Raw genomic sequence first — 18,715 nt, 5'->3', positions numbered from 1 at the left:
CACGAAAAACATAACGGGGTTCCGCCACCGGATCGAGTTGTTCACGAGTGGCTACTCGGGACCGGTGCCTGGCTCAGACGGTTGGAACAGTGCCGCCGTCGATGACGTACTCCGCGCCCACAATGGATGAGGCTCGGTCCGACACGAGGAAGCCGACCAGGTCCGCGACCTCTTCCGTCGTTGCGAACCTTCCGTTGGGAACCCCTCCGAGGGAATCCATCAGGCTCTGCTCCGCCTCCTCGCGGGTCAGTCCGTTGCCCTTGGCGAGCCGGTCGATGAAGCCCGCGTACGCTCCGGTCTGAATTCCCCCGGGACTGACGGCGTTCACTCGCACGCCTCGTGGGGCCAGTTCGTTCGCGAGACCCTTGCTGTACGTACGCAGGGCACCCTTCGCTGACGCGTACGGCAATGTCGCGTCGTGCAACGGCATCTGACGCTGGATCGAAGTGACGTGGACAACTACTCCTGATCCCGCCTCCACCATCGCCGGCAGCAGTGCTCGATCGAGTCGGACAGCGCCCAAGAAGTTCAGGTTGAGCTCCGCCAGCCAGTGCTCCTCAGTCGATGCGGCGAATCCGCCAGGCGGGGTTGACGATCCCCCGACAACGTGCACCAGGATGTCCAGCGCACCTCCCTCAGAGATCTTGGACACTACGACCTCTACACCGCTCACCGTGGACGTGTCCGCCTCGATGAACCGGTCGGGGCGTTCGTAGCCGCCGGGCATAGTGCGTGCCGTGGTCCACACGTCGGCACCCATCTCTCGCAGTCTCTCTACGACTGCCTTGCCCGAGCCCTTCGAACCGCCCGTGACCAGCGCCCGGCGACCGTTGAGACGATCGCGATCTGAATTAGACATTTTTTCTCTCCACTGAAGATTGAGGTGGTGCGGGTTCGGTCAGGCCGGGTGGTTGGCGATGACGAGTTCGGCGATGAGGTCGTCCCGCAGCGCGAACCGGTAGTCGAGCTCGGCGACGCCTCCCGGGAAGGTGCCTTCGAGCCGCACGGTTACCACCCAGTGGGTGTCATCGACGCGGTGAGCGCCGATCTGCTCGGTCGTGTACTCGAACTCGGCCCCGGCGTCCCGCAGGAACGCGTGGATCTCCTCCCGGCCGCGGAAGGCCTCGTCCTGGTCGACGATCACCGCATCCTCGGTGAGGAACGACGAGGCGGTGGCGGTGTCGCGGACGATATGGGCGGCCAAGAACTGGCGCACGGCGGTCGGGAGCAGATCGGACGGAAGATCGGTGTGCTGTGTCATGAGCCCACCGTGTGACCTCGCGGCACGGGAGGGTCAAGCCGTGGACTCTCCCCCAGGGGGAACGTTCAGAATGAGGGGATGCTGACCATTGGCGAGTTCTCGCGGCTGACCCACTTGAGCGTGCGGACCCTGCGCCGGTATCACGAGGCGGCCCTGCTGGAACCTGCCGTGGTGGACGAGACCACCGGCTACCGCTACTACGGCGTCGATCAAATCCCGACCGCGCAGGTCATCCACCGGCTCCGCGAGCTCGACGTCCCCTTGAGCGAGGTGCGGCAGATCCTGCGGACCGCCGACCCCGGTGTCCGAGCGGCGCTGGTCGCAGACCACCTGCAACGCCTCGAGGACGCGCTCGACCGCACCCGGGCCGCAGTCGTGTCGCTGCGCCGCCTTCTCCGGCCCGACCCCGCGCCCATCGACGTCGAGCTACGCGCGGAGCCCGCACGGACGGTCGCGGCGGTGGAGGCCGTAGTCGGGCATCGCGACATCGAAACCTGGTACGCAGGCGCGATGGCCGAACTGGAGGCGGCCGTCGGCACCGCTGTTACCGGACCGCCGGGCGGCAGCTACGACAACGCCCTTTTCGAGCAGGAGCGCGGGCACGCGCTCGTCTACCTGCCGTCCGCTGAGCCACCTCGCACCGGACGCGTGCACCCCGTGAGTCTGCCGGCCGCGGAACTCGCGGTCACCACCCATGTCGGCAAGCACGACGGCATCGAGGTCACGTACGGCGAACTCGGGACCTGGGTGGTGGAGAACGCGATGTCGGTGGCCGGGCCGGTGCGGGAGGTCTACGTTGTCGGCCCCCGTGACACGAGCGATCCCGCTGCGTGGCGCACCGAGATCGGCTGGCCGGTCTTCCGTGTCACCTGAGGCGGTCAGCGCGGTGCTGAGCCCTGGAACGACGTGGCGCACACGTTGAGCCTCGCGCTCTCACGAGTTGGAGCACCGAGGCTTGATCAAATAAGCAGACAGCACTCCTGAACTGCAACGATTGGACTCTTCTAGGGTCCTGTTGGCTGCACGGAATGAGGTACTCCACGATCCGGGCAAGGTCCTCCTGGACGTGGCCCTGGCGGTCGCCTTGGGCGATGACTGCCTCGCGGATGCCAGCATGCTGCGGGCGGAGCCGGCTGTGTTCGGGCCCGTGGCCTTTGACCCGACGCTCTCCGCCTCATCGACACCCTTGCCGCCTCCGAGGAGAAGCGCCCTGGCGGCGGTCCGTGCCGCCCGGGCCGAAGCGCGCGCCCGCGTCTGGAAGTTGGCCGGCGAGCGGGCGCCGGATACGGGCGGGGCGGTGACCGTGGACCTCGACGGGGTGCTCGTGATCGCACACTCGGACAAGGAGGACTCGAACCGCGTCACCGGCTGCGGGCTCGCGCCGAAGGCCGCATCCGAAACGCCCGCGCCCCCGGCCTGCGCAACCTTCCTCTGCACAGCACCGCCCAAAACCGCATCTGGCTGGAGATCGTGCAGATCGCCTTCGACCTGCTGGCCTGGATGCCGATGCTCGCCCTGACCGGCACCGCCCGGCTCCGGGAACCCCGCCGCCTGCGACTCCGCCTGTTCACCGCAGCCGGACAGCTCGTCACCACCGGACGCGGATCCTCCGCCTGCGTCCGGCACTGGCCCTGGACCGGCGTGATCACCGACGCCCTCAACCAGCTCGCACTCCTGCCGAACCCCGACTGACCAGCAACCTTCACACCCCTACGACAGCAACCCGCCATCGGCGCAAAGGATCACAACACCGCCCGGCACCAGGTCCCGCGCGGAAAGCTCACGCCGCTCTCCGTCGCGCAGCACGCGGCAGGTGTGCGGCACCATCGCCGGCAGGGACTCGGCCGTGCGTTCGGCGGAGTACTCCTGCGCGAAACCGATGCCGGCGTTCAGCAGCACCACGCCGATGATTGCCAGGGCCAGTCGGAGGGTGGCCAGGTCCCGGGTGGCTTTGTACACGAGATCGGGCTCTGGCACAGCTTTTGTGGTGAGGCCCCGCGCCGGGTGCTCGGGGCCTTCGGGCTTGGGACCCAGGACGTAGTTCAGTGACCGGGCGTCACTGAACTGCCGGAGTGGTCGACGATGTTGCCGTTGGAGCAGTTGTTCTTGTGGTTGCCCGTCCAGTCGCTCAGGGCGGGGACAACGGCCAGTTCCTGGATGCACACGTCGGCGGCGGTGAAGTTCCAGTTGTTGGCCGCATCGACGCCGCTACCGAAGTTGCTGTCGTTGTCGGCGAATGCGGGAGTGGCGGCAGACAAGGCCGCAGCGGCCAGCAGACCGCAAGTGATGATCTTTCGCATACCGCATGAACGCGTGCGCGTCCTATCAGGTCACGAGGCAAATGGCCGAACTGCGAAGGAGCCGTGCGGCTTCGAACGCCTGAGCCGCTGCCGCGGAAGTTGAGCCAGAACCCGAGAAGGGGGACAGCGGATATTCACCATTTCCGGAGGTGGTTACGAGGGCCGCAGCGTTCGAGTTGTTCACGAGCTGCGGCAGCGCCATTGCCGATCCTCAGTGGCGGTACGCGGCTGTCGCGATCTTCATGAATGATCGGGTCAACGGGTTGGTGTCTCTTTCGTTACACACCGCCACCACTCGGCTCGGCGCCATGTCGATCAGCGGCACCATGATGAACTCCGCGGGCAGGTCGTGTCCGACCGGGGCCAGGCCGACCGTGCCGTTCCACAGCACAGCCTGCAGGCATTCCTGGACGGCGCGCACCACTGGTCCCTCCCGCGGCCTGCCACCGTTCCAGTACGACTGCCAGATGGGGTCTGTGCCCTGCGGGAACTGGAACCACCGGCGGTCGCGCAGCTCGGCCAGCCGCAGCTCATCGCGGCGGGCCAGCGGATCGTCGGCGCGCAGGACCACGCCGACCGGATCGGTCCGCAGCGCACGCACCGTCAGGGCGGTCTCGTCGAACGGTGCCCGGGTGAGGGCGACGTCGACCAGTCCAGCCCGCAGTCCGCACGTCGGGTCAGTCAGATCGGTGTCGCGGACGCGGATGTCGACTCCGGGGTGGTTCCGGCGGTAGGCCGCAGCCAGCCTGGCCACTCCCGGGTCGGTCCCGTCGCCCAAGATGCCGACGGTGATAGTCGCGACCCCGGCTGCTGCGCTCACACGTACCCGGACGCGGTCGGCGTGGCCGAGTAGGGCTCGCGCCTCGTCGAGCAGCACCGCGCCCACTGGAGTGAGCGTGACGCCGGTGGGCGAGCGGGCGAAGAGCAGGGCCCCGACCTCGGCTTCCAACTGCTTGATCGCCCGGCTCAGCGGCGGCTGACTCATGTGCAGTCGGGTGGCGGCCCGGCCGAAGTGGAGTTCCTCGGCGACCGCCACGAAGTAGCGCAAGGTCCGTAGCTCCACGCTGTAACGATACCCATGAGGTATCGGCTCTGCCGAATGGGTCTTGGACACCGGCGAGGTACCGGCGGTGCACTCGTGACCATGACCGGAAAAGCGAAGACCAGCGAGCCGCAGGCAGACCCCGCCGTATCGGTGGTGGGTCCCCACGACGGCGAGATGATCGTTCTGGGCGCCACGCGCATGCGCGTTCTGGAGGACGGCAGCCACACCGGGCACCGCCTCGCGATCGCCGAGTCCGTCCTCGCCCCGCACACGCAGGGCCCGCCGCAGCACCGCCATGGCCAACACGACGAGGGCTTCTATGTCCTCTCCGGCACCGTGCGGTTCACCGTCGGGGACGAGGACTACGACGCTGCCTCGGGGACGCTCGTCATGGTTCCGCCCGGCACCCCGCACACCTTCGCCAACCTGACCGACCAACCCGCCGTCATGCTCAGCACATTCACCCCCGACCTGTATGTGCAGTACTTCCGAGACCTTCATGAGGTGCTCGCATCCGGACAGCCGCTGACGCCACGGGCCAACATCGACACAATGAGCCGCTACGCGACACAGCCCGCGACCGACCTCGCCTGAAGTCGGTGGGACGGAACGGCCCGGCCGCCCTCCTCTCGGCCACCGGGGCCGTGGCGCTCCCGCCTTTCGCGTCCGAACCCCTCGAACGGCAGACCGGCTGTCTCCAGGGGCTTCCCTGACACTCGACGCAATGGACAGGACCCCGCGAACCGGGGCCCCCGTGAACGGAAACCATGAACATCGCCTACTGGGTCGTCGCGGGACTGCTCGCGCTCTTCTACTTCTACGCAGGCACGCTGAAGGTGATCCACAGCCGCGATCAACTCCGACCGACGATGGCTTGGGTCGACCGTATTCCCCTGCCCGCCCTCAGGGCGCTGGGGGCGGTCGAAATACTCGGCGCGGCCGGTCTGGTCCTGCCACCGCTGACCGGTACCGTTCCTTGGCTGGCGTCGGCCGCAGCCATCGGCTTCGTACTTCTGCAGACCGGTGCGATCGCCGTTCACCTGACCGGAGAAGACCGCCGGATCACACTCAACGTCGCACTCATCGCCACCGCGGCTGTGACCGTCTGGTTGGCCACCAGGCTCTGCTGTCCGATCTCGTGAACAAAGCCACCCGGGGCTGCCCCAGCCAGTACGCGAGAGACGTGATCGCCGGGGAAGCGAGGAGGACCACCGCGAAGAGGTCGGTGAACTGCGCGACCAACCGACGCCACTGAAGCTTCCCCTTGATCGTGGACACCTGGAGACTGGCGCGGCCGGTACGCAAGGCCAGGGCCGACCAGGGCGAGGGCCGCCCTGGCGAACTCACCACGCAGGAGCGCGAGGAGCCCAGGCGGCTGCGCAGGCAGAACGCCGAGCAGGCAAAGACGATCGAGGTCCTGCGAAAAGCCAGCCGCGGTCTTCTTCGCGAGAGAAAGCGATCGGCGAACGATACGTACGCGTTCATCGAGGCGGGGAAGACCACCCACGGGTTCGCTTTCCTCCGCAGGCTGCTGAAGGTGGCCCGCTCCTGTTTCTACGCCTGGCTCGCCGCGCAGAAGACCCGCGCCGCCGGCCAGGCCGCCGACGCGTCCTTGACCCAAGAGATCACCGTCATCCACTTCGCCTCCCGTGAAACCTACGGCGTCCCGCGCGTCCATGCCGAACTGCGGCGTCTGGGACCGCCTGTGAACCACAAGCGCGTCGCCCGCCTGATGCGTGAGCACGGCATCCAGGGCGCCCACCGTCGCCGGTCGCTGACGCGGCCGGACAGGAAAGCCAGACCGGCTCCGGACCTGATCGGCCGCGACGTCCACGCCGACATCCCCGGCACGAAGCTGGTCGGAGACATCACTTTCCGTGAGGTCGTCGGCTATGACATGGCCGACCATCACCGGGCCGAACTCGTTGTGGACGCTCTCGACATGGCCCACGGCCGAGCCGGTCTGAAACCCGGCCGCGTCATACACAGTGATCGCGGAAGCGAATGCACGTCGGGCCAATTCCGCGACCACATCCGCGAGTTGGTGTTGCGGCAGAGCTGTGGACGCACCGGATCATGCTTCGACAACGCCGCCGCGGAAAGTTTCTGGGTCCTGCTCAAAGAGGAGATCGGCACCCGAATCTGGCCCGACCGGGCCACCGCCCGCGCAGGCACAAGACCCTCGGCCACCTCACCCCAGCCGAGACCAGGCAGCGGCATCGACACACCCTCGCGGCATGACCATCGCGTGTCCGAGATCACGGGCAAACTTCAGGTGGCCGTGCACGACGGCATTGTGGAGCTGACCGGGCGGATGCCCTCGGCGACACTGGCCCGGCTGGTGGCGGAGGGCGAGGAGATCTCCGACGTCGTCGAGGTGAAGAACCTGCTCACCGCCGCCTGACCCCGGTCGCTCTCAGCGGGAAGAACGGTCCTTGACTCCGGAGTCGTGCGGGTCGGATCCGTGCTGGTCCAAGTGGGAGGCGAGGACCGCCGCCTGAACGCGGCGCTGCACGCCCAGTTTGGCCAGCAGCCGTGAGATGTGGTTCTTGACGGTCTTCTCCGACAGGTACAGCTTCTTACCGATCTCTCGGTTGGTCAGACCGTCGCCGATCAGCGCGAGAATGTCGCGTTCTCGGGGCGATAGGCCGGCCAGTTCAGGAGGCAGCGACGGCACCTCGGCCGGGTCGGCCCTCAGGGAGCGCATGAGCCGGGCCGTCGTCGCCGGGTCCAGCATCGACTGCCCCGAAGCGACGGTACGCACCGCCGACACGAGGTCGGAGCCCTTGATCTGCTTCAGCACGTATCCGGACGCCCCGGCCATGATGGCGTCCAGCAAGGCCTCCTCGTCGTCGAAGGAGGTCAGCATGAGGCACGCCAGTTCCGGCATCCTGTCGCGCAGCTCCCGGCAGACCGTGATGCCGTCGCCGTCGGGCAGACGGACGTCAAGCACGGCTACGTGTGGTCGCAGAGCGGGACCCCGGGTGAGCGCGTGTTCGGCGGTGTCCGCGTCGCCGACCACGGAGATCTCCGATTCGGCGTCGAGGAGGTCGGTCAGGCCGCGTCGGACGACCTCGTGGTCGTCGAGCAGGAACACGCGGATGGGGTTCTGCTCGGTGAAAGTGCGTGTCTCGGTCATGGCGACCTCGATTCCGCCGACGATGGAAAACTGCCGAAATGTCCTATACGTCGATCATTACCTGACGGTGCAGGCCCCACCAGGGCCGACCGGCCCCAGGCACCTCGCGGTATCGCCTCCGGCTACTGCGTCCGGCTGTCGTGAGCGAGGTCGAACGCCACGTCCACCACCCCTTCGACCGACCTGACCAGGCGCGCGGCCACAGGGACGAGGGAGGTGTCCCGGACCCGCCCAGTGAGCGTCACGACACCGTCGTGCACCTCCACCCGAACGGTCGACGGCGGCGGCGGGAAGAGGTACGAGGCGATCTCGAGCCGTACCTCCTCGGCGATGTCCTCGTCGTCGCGCAGGAAGACCTTGAGGACGTCGGCCCGGCTGACGACGCCCGCCAGCAGCCCGCCCTCGTCCACCACGGGCAGCCTCTTGACCCCCTCTCGCGCCATGATGCGCGCGGCCTCGGCGAGCGTGGCGGCAGCCCGGACCGTGACGGCGGGGGAGGACATCAAGTCTCCCGCGGTGAGGGCGGCGGCCTTGGCCACGTCGACGGGCGGACGCAGTTCGAGACAGCACGCATCGGGGTCGTCCCGGAGTTCCTCCTTGGGCAGCAGGTCGGCCTCGGAGACCACGCCGACCACCCGGCCCTCGCCCTCGATCACGGGCAGAGCGCTGATCCGCCAGTCCTGCATCAGCTGCACGATCTCCTTGAAGGGGGCCCGGCGGCCGACGGCGGCGACCGTTCGGGTCATGACATCGCTGACGATGCGCGCGGTGCCGAGCATGATGACTCCACGGGGGCCTCGATGGGGTGTCCGGTCCTTCCAGGGTGTGCCAGGAGGCCCGAGGCGCGACATGGGCCGCCCGGCCCCTGGATGGCCCGTCCGGCCGTCGCATGGCAGAGGGTCGGTCGGTCCCCGAACGGGCCGGGTGGCCCCTGATGTGGCCGGTACCGCGGCGCCACGCTGATAGCGGAATCCTCGTGCCCGGAGGTGGAAACCATGTCCCGCACCGTCACCGTCACCGTCGGCCTCGACGACTCGCCCGAAAGCCGGGCCGCTGCCGAGTGGGCGGCTCGCGAAGCGCTGCTGCGTGGTCTGCCCCTGAAGATCGTGCACGTCCAGGAGCCGACGCCCCGGTACGACGCCCGGACCCCGTTGCTGGACCCGGAGCGTTACCAGCACTGGGCAGAGCAGTTGACACACGAGTCCGCGGAGGGGATCCGGCTGCGCCACCCCGGCATCGAAGTGATCACCGAGCAGGTCACGGGGACCGTGGCCGACGTCCTCTGTGAGGCGGCAGGCTTCGCCGAGCTGCTGGTCCTGGGGTCGCGGGCCCTCGGTGGACTGCACGGGTTCATGGTCGGCTCGGTGAGTCTTGGGATCGTGGCCCGTGCCGAGCGGCCGGTGGTGCTGGTACGCGCAGAGGAGCAGGCCGCCGACGAGCACAGGATGGACCAGGCGGGCGTACCGTCCGCTGCGGCGCCGTTCCGTCCCGTCTTGCTGGGCCTCGACATCGATCAGATGGACGACACGCTGCTGGAATTCGCCTTCGACGCAGCACATCGTCGGAAAGCTGCTCTACGGGCCGTCCACGCGTGGCCCGAACCGCTCGCGTCCCTCTACCGTTTCCCCGGTGACGCGGAACTCCACGACACGCTTGAGCGCGGACAGGCCTCTCTGCTGAGCAAGGTGCTGCGTCCCTGGCGGCAGAAATTCCCGGACGTCGAGGTGATCGAGGCGAGCCGGTGCGGCAGCGCGCCGCAGGTTCTCGCCAATGACTCCCGTGATGCCTCCCTGGTGGTCGTCGGCCGGCGTATCCGCACCGGCTTCTTCGGCGCTCACATCGGCCATGTCACGCACTCGGCCCTGCACCACATCACCGCCCCCGTCGCGGTCGTCGCGCACAGCTGAGCCGCTGCCCCGAAGAGGAGAACCCATGAAGGCATCAGCCGCATGGGCCTTCGGCGAGCCCGTGGACCTCCCGATCGTCGTCGGAGTCGACGGCTCTGAGCCGAGCCTGAGAGCCGTGGAGTGGGCTGCCGACGAGGCGGCCCTGCGCGTGGCGTCACTCCGACTGGTGTATGCCTCGCTCTGGGAGCGCTACGAGGGCATGTCCCTTGCCCGAGACCTCGGTAAGTCCTTGGAGGAGGTGATGGCCGAGGACATCGTGGGGACCGCCGAACGGCGCGCCCGCCGCCGACAGCCAGACGTGAAGATCACCACCGACGTGCTGCCCGAGGAAGCCGGGTACGGCCTGATCCGGGAGACCCACAGCGCCCTCGCCATGGTCCTGGGCTGCCGAGGCCGGAGCGGTGTCGCCGAGGCACTGCTCGGCTCCGTGAGCGTCACGGTGGCGGGGCACGCGCACTGCCCGCTGATCGTCGTGCGCGGCAGTCACGACAACCGCTCCGATGCACGCGGTCGCATAGTGCTGGGGGTGAGCGAGAAGCAGGCAGGTTCGGCCGCCGTACGGTTCGCGGTCGAGGAGGCTCTACTGCGTGAGATTCCTCTGGAGGCTGTGCGAGCCTGGTGTCGACCGCTGCACGAGCCCCACGCGCATCCGCTGATCGTCGGAGAGCCGGCCGCCCACCCGCAAGAGCGGCAAGCCGCGGAAGCGGTGGAGGAGGCACTGCGGGACGTCCCGGTCGGCCTGCAGGTGCACCGCCGTACGATCGAGGGCTTTGCCCGCGACGCCCTGCTCGCGGTGTCCCGCGAAGCCGACCTGTTGGTCGTCGGCGCCCGGCGCCGCCAGGGTCACTTCGGGCTCCGACTCGGCCGCGTCGCACATGGCGTGCTCCACCACGCGGTCTGCCCGGTGGCCGTAGTACCGGAACGCGCGCGAGAGCGACCGCAACCAGGACGACGATGACCAGGACGCACCAGCGCGGGCCCACCCGCACGCCGGCGAGCAGGCGGAGGGACAGCGTCTCGTTCATCGCCTCCTCCAGCTCGTACATCTCGTACATAGGGCCGTCGCGCCCGCTCGGCGGGTGCGACGGGACTCGGCTCTCGGGGGCACGGCTCAACCCGTCTTCGGGCCCCACTGGGGTCCCACCCGATCCCACTCCTGGTCCCAGTGGGCCATACGGAGCCGGTCAAGTCGTGCTCGTGCGAATACGCCCGCGCCGAAGACCGGAGCCGCGACGGCGAGAGCGGCCGCGGCACCGAAGAGGGCGGCCTCGACGTGCCCTTCGGCACTGCTCATCGGCGGCGAGAGCGCGAGTCGGCCCTGGTCGTCCTGCCAGACAGTCACCAGGGCTCCGGCCTTCAGACCGCCATCAACCAGCGTCTGCCCGCTACGAGGAGTGCCGTCAGGTGCCGTCCAGCGCACGGAGCCCCGGACACGCCCGTCCGTTGACCAGTGCGCGGTGACGTCGTGTGGCGCGTCAGTGAGAAGGACCGCTTGAACGGCGTGCCTGTGGGCGCGCTGTTCGGCGAACTCGTGCTCGGCGCCACGGGCCGTCACCAGTCCGGCGAAGGCGCCGGCAACGGCGACTATCACCCAGACAGTCAGGACGACCCAGGCCTCGACGACGTCCTCGTGCCGCCGCAGCGGATTGCTCCGCCACCGCCACAGCCGTTTCGTGGTGCCCATGACGGCACACCTCCTCGTCGTGGTTCCTCTTTCGACGGTGGCTTCGGCGGGGCCGTGCCCACAGGGGCCGATGGGGGTCGGTGAAAGGCCGTCCGGACCTCCATCACGCGCTGGTAGGGCCCATCGGTCCCTATCGGGATCCTGAAGCCATGCTCAAAGACCGCTGCAAGCGTGACGGTGATGTGGGTCAAGTCGCGTCCGTTGCGGTACGCGAGCCGCCTGCCACGGCCCGTAAGCCCTCTGGGCAGCCTGGCTGAGTACAAGGGCCGGAAGGCCCAAGCGCTAACTCCTGTTCATCGCCCAGCCTGAATGTGCGGGGCGCTTCCCGGCACCGTGCCGGAGCCCGGCCTGCGTCTCTCGACGTACGCATCGGAATGCTGGTCCCGCAGCAGACGAAGGGTATTGGAGTGCAATGAAAGGCTTCGTTTTCCACTGTCCCGGTCAGGCATCCTGGCAGGACGTCCCGGAGCCAGCCATCGAGAAACCGACCGACGCGATCGTGAAGGTCTGCGTCGTGACGATCTGCGGGACGGACCTGCACATCCTCAGAGGTGACGTGCCCGAGGTGCGCCCCGGCACGGTGCTCGGCCATGAGGCGGTCGGCGAGATAGTCGAGGTGGGTAGCGATGTGCGCACCGTACGCCCAGGGGACCGGGTGTTGCTCTCTTGCATCACCTCGTGTGGCCGGTGCCGGTTCTGCCGGGACGGCTCCTACGGCCAGTGCCGGGGCGGAGGAGGCTGGATCCTCGGCCACCTCATAGACGGCACCCAGGCCGAGTACGTCCGTGTGCCGTACGCAGACCTGTCCGCCCACCCGCTGCCGGCCACCGTGCCGAGCGAGGAAGCGGTCCTGTTCGCGGACATCTTCCCGACGTCCTACGAGGTGGGCGTCCTCAACGGGCACGTGCACCCGGGCGACACCCTTGCCATCGTCGGCGCTGGCCCCATCGGCCTTGCCGCCATTGCCACGTCCCGCTTGTTCGCGCCCGAGCGGATCATTGCCATCGACATGGCGCCGTCCCGTCTGGAGGCTGCTCATCGGCTCGGCGCCGATGCGGTGGCTGATGCGCACGAGGCCCCGGGCCAGATGGTCGCCGACCTTACCGACGGACTCGGCGCTGACGTGGTCATCGAGGCGGTCGGCTTGCCGGAGAGTTTCGAACTGTGCACCCGTATGGTCCGGCCCGGCGGGCATGTGGCCAACGTCGGCGTGCACGGCAAGCCCGCCACGCTGCACCTCGAAGACCTGTGGATCAAGAACGTGACCATCACGACCGGGCTGGTGGACACGTACTCCACGCCCACCCTGCTGCGGCTGGCCGCCGCCGGTCGGCTGCCGACCGGGCAGCTGGTCACCCACACATTCCCCCTGAACCAGATGGAAGAGGCGTACGAGGTCTTCTCCAAGGCCGCCGAGACCGGCGCGCTGAAAGTGGTGCTGGGAGGGGAGCAGCACGCTGAAGTAGCCGTTCCTGCGGCCTGATCGAGTGGCCCGCGGCACCCGGGACCGGGTGCACAGCCTGCTCGAGGCGGTGCTCTCCGTCGGCCGCGAACTCGACCTCGAACAGGCACTGTCCTCCGTCGTTGAGGCGGCCGCCGTGCTGGTCGACGCCGAGTACACCGGCCTCGGCGTCATCGGGCTCGACGGCAGCACCCTCTCGGCCTTCCTCACGGTCGGGGTGACCGAGGAGCAGGTCGCCGAGACCGGCCCCTCCCCGAAGGCCACGGCATCCTCGGAGAAGTGATCCGCTGGCGGGTGCCCCTACCCGGTACATAGGAAAGCGGACATTGCCTGGCACCGGGGGCGAAGTCTGGCAGGTCAGCGTTGAGGGACCACACGGTCAAGGGGGCCCAGACACGGGGCCACTCGGCCCATGTCCCGCGACCGCTCGTCGGCGCAGCCTGAAGGTGTCGGACGGCACCCAGGCCCCTGGAGGACGCCATGAACGGCACTACCGCCGTCGTGAACGACGTGATGACCCACAGGGTCGTCGCCATGCGTACGGGGGCGGCCTTCAAGGACATCGTGCAGACGATGCAGGAGTGGCGCGTCAGTGCCCTCCCCGTGCTGGACGAGGATGGACGCGTCGTCGGCATCGTCTCCGAGGCCGATCTGCTGTCCAAGGAGGAGTACGGCGCCGAGGGCGACGTGGGCCGGTACGCGCGGGTGCAGCACCTCGCCGAGGTCCGCAAGGCGGTCGCGGTGACCGCCGGTGAGCTGATGACCGCTCCGGCTGTCACTGTAACGCCCGACGCCACCCTCGCCCGCGCCGCACGCGTCATGGCTCGCAGAAGGGTCAAGCGACTGCCGGTGGTCGGCCCCGACGGTACTCTGCAGGGCATCGTCAGCCGATCCGACCTGCTGAAGGTCTTCCTGCGGGACGACTCGGACATCGCCGAGGACGTCCGATGCGAGGTCGTCGCGAGGCTCTTCGGCGCACAAGCCGAAGCGATCCGGATCGAGGTGCGCGGCGGTGTCGTGACCCTCGTCGGCCGTGTCCGCGAAACCGCTCTGATCCCACTCGCCACCCGCCTCGTGCGCGCTGTCGAGGGCGTGGTGGACGTGCAGTGTGCGCTCAGCGGGCCACCCCGCCATCCGGACCTCGACCCTGACCTGCCGGACCCGCAACGGTCGGCTCGTGCCTGACGGTGTCCGACCGCCTGCCGAAGGAGGGGTGAACCGATGGAACGGACGCCTCCCACGACCGTGACACGGGTGCGGCTGTGGCGCTGGCGGCACAACCCGCTCAGGCGGCACAGTGATGTCGTCGAGGCCTGGCTCGTGCTGGTCACCTGGGTTCTGGCCCTCCTCGGAGGGGTGATCGCGGGCGTGGTGGCGGCGCAGGCGACGGACTCGGCGTTCGCCGCCCGGCGCGCTCAGGTGCACGCCGTTTCCGCCCTACTGACCGACGACGTGGCGAAGACCCCGCCCGGCGGCAGCGGATATGACGACGGCCGGGTGTGGGCCGCCGTGCGCTGGACGGAGGCGGACGGCACGGTGCACACCGGCCAGGCGAGAATCCTGCCGGGTTCCCCCGCGGGCAGCAGGCTCACCGTGTGGACGGACGGTACTCGCCGGGTAGTCTCCCCACCCCCCAGTGGGACGGGGGCGACGCTGCAGGTGGTTCTGACCGGCGCCCTCGTGGTTCCACCGGCCGGCGCGACGGTCTGGGCCGTCGGATGGCTGATTCGTGTGCGGCTCATTCGGCGGCGCCTGGCGGAGTGGGAGGAGGAGTGGGAGCAGGTCGGACCCGAGTGGCGGAAGCGGAGCGGGGGCAGAGGTTGATCAGCCACGCCGGAAGGGAGAGGCACGGCAGCAGGCAGTGCAACGGCCCAATGCTCAGTCCCACGAGGGCTCAGTCTCACGACACAGCGAAGGCCCTGCCCCACGGTCGAGTGAGCTGGGCGGTCGGACGTGTCAACGAACGCCGATCGAGTGCGCGCTGAAGGCGTCACCCGGCGTCGGAGCCGGCGTCGGTAAGCCGGCAGTCCACGCCCACCACCCCTTCCACAGCCTGGACGAGGCGCGCGGCCAGCGGAATCCGTGCGGCGTCTCCGACGCGTCCCGTGAGGGTCGCGACGCCGTCGCTGACGATGATGTGCACGGGCTCGATCGGAGCCGGGAAGAGGATGTCGACGATGTCGCGGCGGATCTCGTCCGACAGGTCGTTGTCGGGGCGCAGGAACACCTTCAGCAGATCCCCGCGACTGACCACGCCTTCGAGGATGTCCTCGGCATTCACCACGGGTAGCCGTTTGACGTGCCGCAAGGCCATGACCCGCGCCGCCTCGGCGAGCGTGGCGTCCGAATGGACGGTGACGGCCGGGGTGCTCATCAGTTCCTCGGCGGACACCGCCCCGGCCTTGGCCAGGTCGGTCGGGCGGCGCAGCCGGGTGAACCGGTCCGGGTCGCTGTCCCGGAACTCCTCCTTCGGCAACAGGTCGGCTTCGGAGACCACCCCTATCACCCGTCCGTCGCCCTCCAGCACGGGAAGGGCACTGACCTTCCACTCCTCCATGCGTTCGACGATGTCCTTGAACAGGGCCTTGCGGCCCACCGCGACGACGGCATGCGTCATCACGTCACTCACCCGGTGCGGGCTGCCCTCCATGCTTTCCTCCCCAGGCCGTTCGGCCGGACGGAGCGGGCGGGCGGTCACAACAGGTCACCGCTGCCGTAGGGGGCGTACAGGTCGAGCAGCCGGACCCGGGTGGCGTGCAGCCGCCGGGCGACCACACGTCCCACCCACATCGCTATGCCCCGACCGAACACGGGATCCGCGGCGCACATCGCACGCACCGCCTCGGCGTCGAACTCCCAGGCCCGCACCGGGGTCATCGCCTCGGCGCCCAGGTGCCAGAGGTGGGGCGGGAAGTGCCAGGACCAGCCGACGAGTTCGCCGTGCCCGAGCGACTCGACGACGGCCGGCCTGCGGCCGGGCACATGCAGATCGAGGGCGACGGTTCCGGTGCGGACGATCCAGAAACGGTCGGCGTGCCGGCCCTCCTCGAACAGGCGTGTCCCGGCCTCGAAGGAGACCTCGCGGGCGAGGCGCATCAGCCGTTCGCGGTGCACGGGCTCGAGCGCCGTACTCATGGTGGTTGCGGAAGTCATCGCACCGGCTCCCTTCATGGGGCTGTCGATCCCAGCGTGCGCGACTTCGGGAACCGGCACCACGGGCCGCCCGGACCCGGCCGTAGGCCCTTCGGCTCATGCCGCGCGGGGTGTCGCCCGGCCGATGCCCATCCACCACCCGAACCGAGCCGGTGCCGCACACCCGAAAGGGCCGCCCTGGCCCCTTGTCGAACCTCTTCGGCTCATGCGCCCCGCCCGCCGGTCCACGCACGCTGGACGCACTCGCAGTGGAGGGAGAACGATCATGAGCGTCTCCACGCGCATCGCCGTCATCGCGGTCGGTGACCCGTCCCGGCACGACGAGGGGGTCGGCCGGGCGGCGCTGTCCCGCCTTCGGGAGCGGGCGCTGGAGAGGCCTTTCCCGCCGGGCACCTTACTCTCGGAGTGCGACCTCGATCCGGGACGGCTGATCCGGCTGTGACTCACACGGACCTGACCGTCGTCCTGGAGGCCGCGCACATACGACCGGGGAACCCCGGCCGCATCCACCGCCTGGAGCTGGACGCCCGCCGACTGGACCGGCCGAACGCCATGGTTGCTCGCGGACTCGGCGAGGCCGTCGAGGTGGCCTGGGAGGTGAACCGGCTGGCTGGTCAGCTGGTGGCGTACGCCGTCGGGCCGCCGACACCTCGCTCGGACCAGGGCTGTCTCCACCCGTCAACGCAGTGGTGGACGTCCTCGCGAGGCGAGTCGAGGACGAGATCGTCCGGCACAGGGTCGCTGCGGCGCGTGGGGCCGATGGCGTGGCCATGGCATGACTGGACGGGAAGGGCTCGTGTCCCGCTTCTCGCGGATCCCGATTGCGCGGTGCGCGGCTGCCAGCCGCTTCTCCGCGTCTCCTACGGGTCCTTCCCGCCACTACCAGCACACCACCGAAACCGCTGGCCCACCAGGGCCGATCGGCCCCGATGCGGCGGCAATCGCGAGGAGCCCGATGACATGACAACTGCCCTTCACGACTCCGCGGCCCGGCCGGCCGTACGGCCCTGGCCCGCGCTGCTCACCTTCCTGGGCGGCGTCGGCACGGTCACCGCCACCTCCAGGACGGCTCCCAGACCCTCCTCGCGTACACCGCGGCCGGGAACGTGGACTACTACCAGGACCCGGCCGGGAAACTCGACTACGAATGGAACGAGGTCAACAAGCTCCGTAAGCTCACCGACCCGCAGGGCCGGGTGACGTCGTACGGCTACAACAACAACAACGACGTGCGGACCACAACCACCTATCCTGGCGGCACGGTGCAGAAGGTGGACGTGGACAAGTCCAGCTGTCCCACTACGATCAAGGCGACCTCCGTCCAGGGGACCCTGGTCAGCCTCGCCTATACCTACGGTTATGGCACCGGCGCCGCGACCGACGGCAGCAAGATCCGCACCTCCACCGACAACGTCACCGGGCTGAAGCGGACGTACTCCTACGACGGCGCGGGCCGCTTCTCCTACGCCAAGGAGGAGAAGAACGGCACCCTCGCCGACTCCTGGCAGTACTGCTACGACCTCGCCGGCAACCTCACCTCCCAGGGCACCGACCCCGGCTGCCCGCGCGGCACGACCTACACCTACAACGACGCCCAGGAACTCACCGCCAAGTCCTCCACCACCGGCGGATGGTCCTACGACCAGATCGGCAACGAGACCGCCGGCGCCTCCACCGACGACTACACCCGCGCAGGCGAGACATGGACCGACCACATCCCAGATGTCGTCCATTACGGTCAACGGCAAAACGTATGCGGGCAGTTACGGCTCGACCGACCAGAGCGAGCGCATCCGACTCGGCGACACGGTGTTCCACAACGGGCCGCTCGGTCTGTCCGCGAAGACGACAGCGGGCGCGGACATGGGCTTCAACCGAGAGCCCGGGGGCACCCTGAATTCCATGCGGACCGGGGGCAAAACCTACTTCTACCTCACCGACGCCATCGGCTCCGTCATCGGCTTCGCTGACGAAGACGGCAACAAGGTCGACACCTACACGTACAGCCCCCGCGGCGTCCGTATCCTCGCCCAGTCCACCGAGCCGGTCGACCAGCCCTACCGCTTTGCCGGCAACTACCAGGACCCCACCGGCCTTTACCACCTGAAGGCCCGCTACTACGACGCCAACATCGGCCGCTTCACCCAGCCCGACCCCTCCGGCCAGGAACAGAACCCCTACCTCTACGCCGAAGGCGACCCCGTCAACCGCATCGACCCCAATGGCCTTCTGGGCTTCGACAACTTCGTGGACGGGGCGTTCGGTCTGAAGGACGTAGCCGAGATCTGGCAGAACCGCAATAATCCAAAGGCGCTTATAGCGCAGAGCGCGGGAATAGCAGCTGGTGCCATATTTGGTGCCACCTGCACTGCGGGTACTGCAACTCTGGCTACGGCAGCGGGGGTGCCATATCTGATCCCTCTCGCCGTTGCTGGTTGTGGCATCGCATCTGACACGGTGAGCAACGTCACTGCGGGGGCCACACAGGATTCTTTGTCCTGAGAAAAGGAGAACGGAATCATGCCTGATAACGGCGACATGTTAGGCCAGGAAGATCCCATAGGTCCGGCGGCAGCTTCTGCTGGCTTGTGGACAGCCTTTGGTGCGGCGGTCTTTTTGATCGTTGTCGGTGTGTTCGCCGCGATCTCCGGGTTTCAGGCAGGATACTGGATAATCCTCGCCGGAGTCGTATGCGCGGTGGGCATCGGTGCCGCGATCAAATTCCGCTGAGCGCATATAATGGGAGTCGGCTGTCGGTGAACGG

21 protein-coding genes and 3 pseudogenes are annotated in these 18,715 nt (G+C 68.5%); 14 read left to right on the top strand and 10 right to left on the bottom strand.

The features are described 5' to 3' along the window. Positions 1-73: 73 nt before the first annotated feature. Complete coding sequence (locus KUM39_RS25395; protein WP_217788104.1) at positions 74-859, bottom strand: SDR family oxidoreductase; 786 nt, start codon at positions 857-859, stop codon at positions 74-76. A gap of 39 nt (positions 860-898) precedes the next feature. Then, the gene (locus tag KUM39_RS25390) at positions 899-1,261 is read right to left on the bottom strand and encodes a nuclear transport factor 2 family protein (RefSeq protein WP_217788103.1); all 363 of its coding nucleotides are present in this window, start codon (positions 1,259-1,261) and stop codon (positions 899-901) included. Positions 1,262-1,339: 78 nt separating this feature from the next. Here KUM39_RS25390 and KUM39_RS25385 point away from each other — a divergent pair, with 78 nt between their 5' ends. Continuing rightward, positions 1,340-2,134, top strand: a complete 795-nt coding sequence (locus tag KUM39_RS25385) for a MerR family transcriptional regulator (RefSeq protein ID WP_217788102.1) — start codon at positions 1,340-1,342, stop codon at positions 2,132-2,134. Positions 2,135-2,297: 163 nt separating this feature from the next. Beyond that, positions 2,298-2,953 (top strand): annotated as a pseudogene (locus KUM39_RS25380) (transposase); the annotation flags it as partial. A gap of 18 nt (positions 2,954-2,971) precedes the next feature. On the opposite strand, the gene KUM39_RS25375 reads toward KUM39_RS25380, so the two are convergent. The 3 genes from KUM39_RS25375 to KUM39_RS25365 form a co-directional block, all read right to left on the bottom strand. Next, positions 2,972-3,238, bottom strand: a complete 267-nt coding sequence (locus KUM39_RS25375) for a hypothetical protein (protein WP_308288240.1) — start codon at positions 3,236-3,238, stop codon at positions 2,972-2,974. Positions 3,239-3,303: 65 nt separating this feature from the next. Continuing rightward, positions 3,304-3,561 (bottom strand): hypothetical protein, encoded by a 258-nt coding sequence (locus KUM39_RS25370; RefSeq protein WP_217788101.1) that lies wholly within the window; start codon positions 3,559-3,561, stop codon positions 3,304-3,306. Between the two features lie 211 nt (positions 3,562-3,772). Then, positions 3,773-4,624, bottom strand: coding sequence for a LysR family transcriptional regulator (locus KUM39_RS25365; protein WP_308288239.1), 852 nt, complete (start codon positions 4,622-4,624; stop codon positions 3,773-3,775). Positions 4,625-4,705: 81 nt separating this feature from the next. Here KUM39_RS25365 and KUM39_RS25360 point away from each other — a divergent pair, with 81 nt between their 5' ends. The 3 genes from KUM39_RS25360 (at position 4,706) to KUM39_RS28400 (ending at position 7,010) form a co-directional block, all read left to right on the top strand. Next, the gene (locus tag KUM39_RS25360) at positions 4,706-5,200 is read left to right on the top strand and encodes a cupin domain-containing protein (RefSeq protein WP_217788100.1); all 495 of its coding nucleotides are present in this window, start codon (positions 4,706-4,708) and stop codon (positions 5,198-5,200) included. Between the two features lie 173 nt (positions 5,201-5,373). Next, entirely contained in the window at positions 5,374-5,748 is a 375-nt protein-coding gene (locus KUM39_RS25355) for a DoxX family protein (RefSeq protein WP_217788099.1), read from the top strand. A 128-nt stretch (positions 5,749-5,876) separates the two neighbouring features. Beyond that, on the top strand, positions 5,877-7,010 hold the full coding sequence (locus tag KUM39_RS28400; RefSeq protein ID WP_308288238.1) for an IS3 family transposase: 1,134 nt from the start codon (positions 5,877-5,879) through the stop codon (positions 7,008-7,010). Between the two features lie 12 nt (positions 7,011-7,022). Here the strand turns inward: KUM39_RS28400 and KUM39_RS25345 are convergent, their stop codons facing one another. Next, positions 7,023-7,745: a response regulator gene (locus tag KUM39_RS25345; RefSeq protein ID WP_217788098.1), complete on the bottom strand. Its 723-nt coding sequence runs from the start codon at positions 7,743-7,745 to the stop codon at positions 7,023-7,025. A gap of 122 nt (positions 7,746-7,867) precedes the next feature. Then, entirely contained in the window at positions 7,868-8,524 is a 657-nt protein-coding gene (locus KUM39_RS25340; protein ID WP_217788097.1) for a CBS domain-containing protein, read from the bottom strand. Positions 8,525-8,740: 216 nt separating this feature from the next. On the opposite strand from KUM39_RS25340, the gene KUM39_RS25335 reads away from it, so the two are divergent. Both KUM39_RS25335 and KUM39_RS25330 read left to right on the top strand, forming a co-directional pair. Next, positions 8,741-9,652, top strand: coding sequence for a universal stress protein (locus tag KUM39_RS25335; RefSeq protein ID WP_217788096.1), 912 nt, complete (start codon positions 8,741-8,743; stop codon positions 9,650-9,652). 25 nt (positions 9,653-9,677) lie between these two features. Further along, positions 9,678-10,610: a universal stress protein gene (locus KUM39_RS25330; RefSeq protein WP_217788095.1), complete on the top strand. Its 933-nt coding sequence runs from the start codon at positions 9,678-9,680 to the stop codon at positions 10,608-10,610. Between the two features lie 153 nt (positions 10,611-10,763). Here the strand turns inward: KUM39_RS25330 and KUM39_RS25325 are convergent, their stop codons facing one another. Next, positions 10,764-11,336, bottom strand: coding sequence for an Rv1733c family protein (locus tag KUM39_RS25325; RefSeq protein ID WP_217788094.1), 573 nt, complete (start codon positions 11,334-11,336; stop codon positions 10,764-10,766). Between the two features lie 412 nt (positions 11,337-11,748). On the opposite strand from KUM39_RS25325, the gene KUM39_RS25320 reads away from it, so the two are divergent. The 4 genes and pseudogenes from KUM39_RS25320 (at position 11,749) to KUM39_RS25305 (ending at position 14,622) form a co-directional block, all read left to right on the top strand. Further along, positions 11,749-12,819, top strand: a complete 1,071-nt coding sequence (locus KUM39_RS25320; RefSeq protein WP_217788093.1) for a zinc-dependent alcohol dehydrogenase family protein — start codon at positions 11,749-11,751, stop codon at positions 12,817-12,819. Continuing rightward, positions 12,809-13,101, top strand: a pseudogene (locus tag KUM39_RS25315) (histidine kinase); the annotation flags it as partial. The gene KUM39_RS25320 and the pseudogene KUM39_RS25315, both read left to right, overlap by 11 nt. A gap of 177 nt (positions 13,102-13,278) precedes the next feature. Further along, a complete protein-coding gene (locus KUM39_RS25310) occupies positions 13,279-13,983 on the top strand; it encodes a CBS domain-containing protein (protein WP_217788092.1) in 705 nt (234 codons plus the stop codon). A gap of 36 nt (positions 13,984-14,019) precedes the next feature. Then, positions 14,020-14,622 carry an Rv1733c family protein gene (locus KUM39_RS25305; protein ID WP_217788091.1) on the top strand — a complete coding sequence of 201 codons (603 nt, stop codon included), beginning with the start codon at positions 14,020-14,022 and terminating at the stop codon, positions 14,620-14,622. A 166-nt stretch (positions 14,623-14,788) separates the two neighbouring features. Here KUM39_RS25305 and KUM39_RS25300 read toward each other — a convergent pair whose 3' ends face one another. Both KUM39_RS25300 and KUM39_RS25295 read right to left on the bottom strand, forming a co-directional pair. Further along, complete coding sequence (locus KUM39_RS25300; RefSeq protein WP_217788090.1) at positions 14,789-15,448, bottom strand: CBS domain-containing protein; 660 nt, start codon at positions 15,446-15,448, stop codon at positions 14,789-14,791. Positions 15,449-15,492: 44 nt separating this feature from the next. After that, entirely contained in the window at positions 15,493-15,951 is a 459-nt protein-coding gene (locus tag KUM39_RS25295) for a Crp/Fnr family transcriptional regulator (protein ID WP_217788089.1), read from the bottom strand. A 265-nt stretch (positions 15,952-16,216) separates the two neighbouring features. Here KUM39_RS25295 and KUM39_RS28725 point away from each other — a divergent pair, with 265 nt between their 5' ends. From KUM39_RS28725 to KUM39_RS25280, 3 genes and pseudogenes are all read left to right on the top strand, one after another. Next, a complete protein-coding gene (locus tag KUM39_RS28725) occupies positions 16,217-16,393 on the top strand; it encodes a hypothetical protein (RefSeq protein ID WP_308288237.1) in 177 nt (58 codons plus the stop codon). Positions 16,394-17,003: 610 nt separating this feature from the next. Continuing rightward, positions 17,004-18,453 (top strand): annotated as a pseudogene (locus KUM39_RS25285) (RHS repeat-associated core domain-containing protein); the annotation flags it as partial. A gap of 18 nt (positions 18,454-18,471) precedes the next feature. Further along, complete coding sequence (locus KUM39_RS25280) at positions 18,472-18,681, top strand: hypothetical protein (RefSeq protein ID WP_217788088.1); 210 nt, start codon at positions 18,472-18,474, stop codon at positions 18,679-18,681. Positions 18,682-18,715: the final 34 nt, after the last annotated feature.

The organism is Streptomyces corallincola, assembly GCF_019104725.1.
Taxonomy (GTDB): Bacteria; Actinomycetota; Actinomycetes; order Streptomycetales; family Streptomycetaceae; genus Streptomyces; species Streptomyces corallincola.
This window is presented reverse-complemented; position numbering and strand designations above follow the sequence as displayed.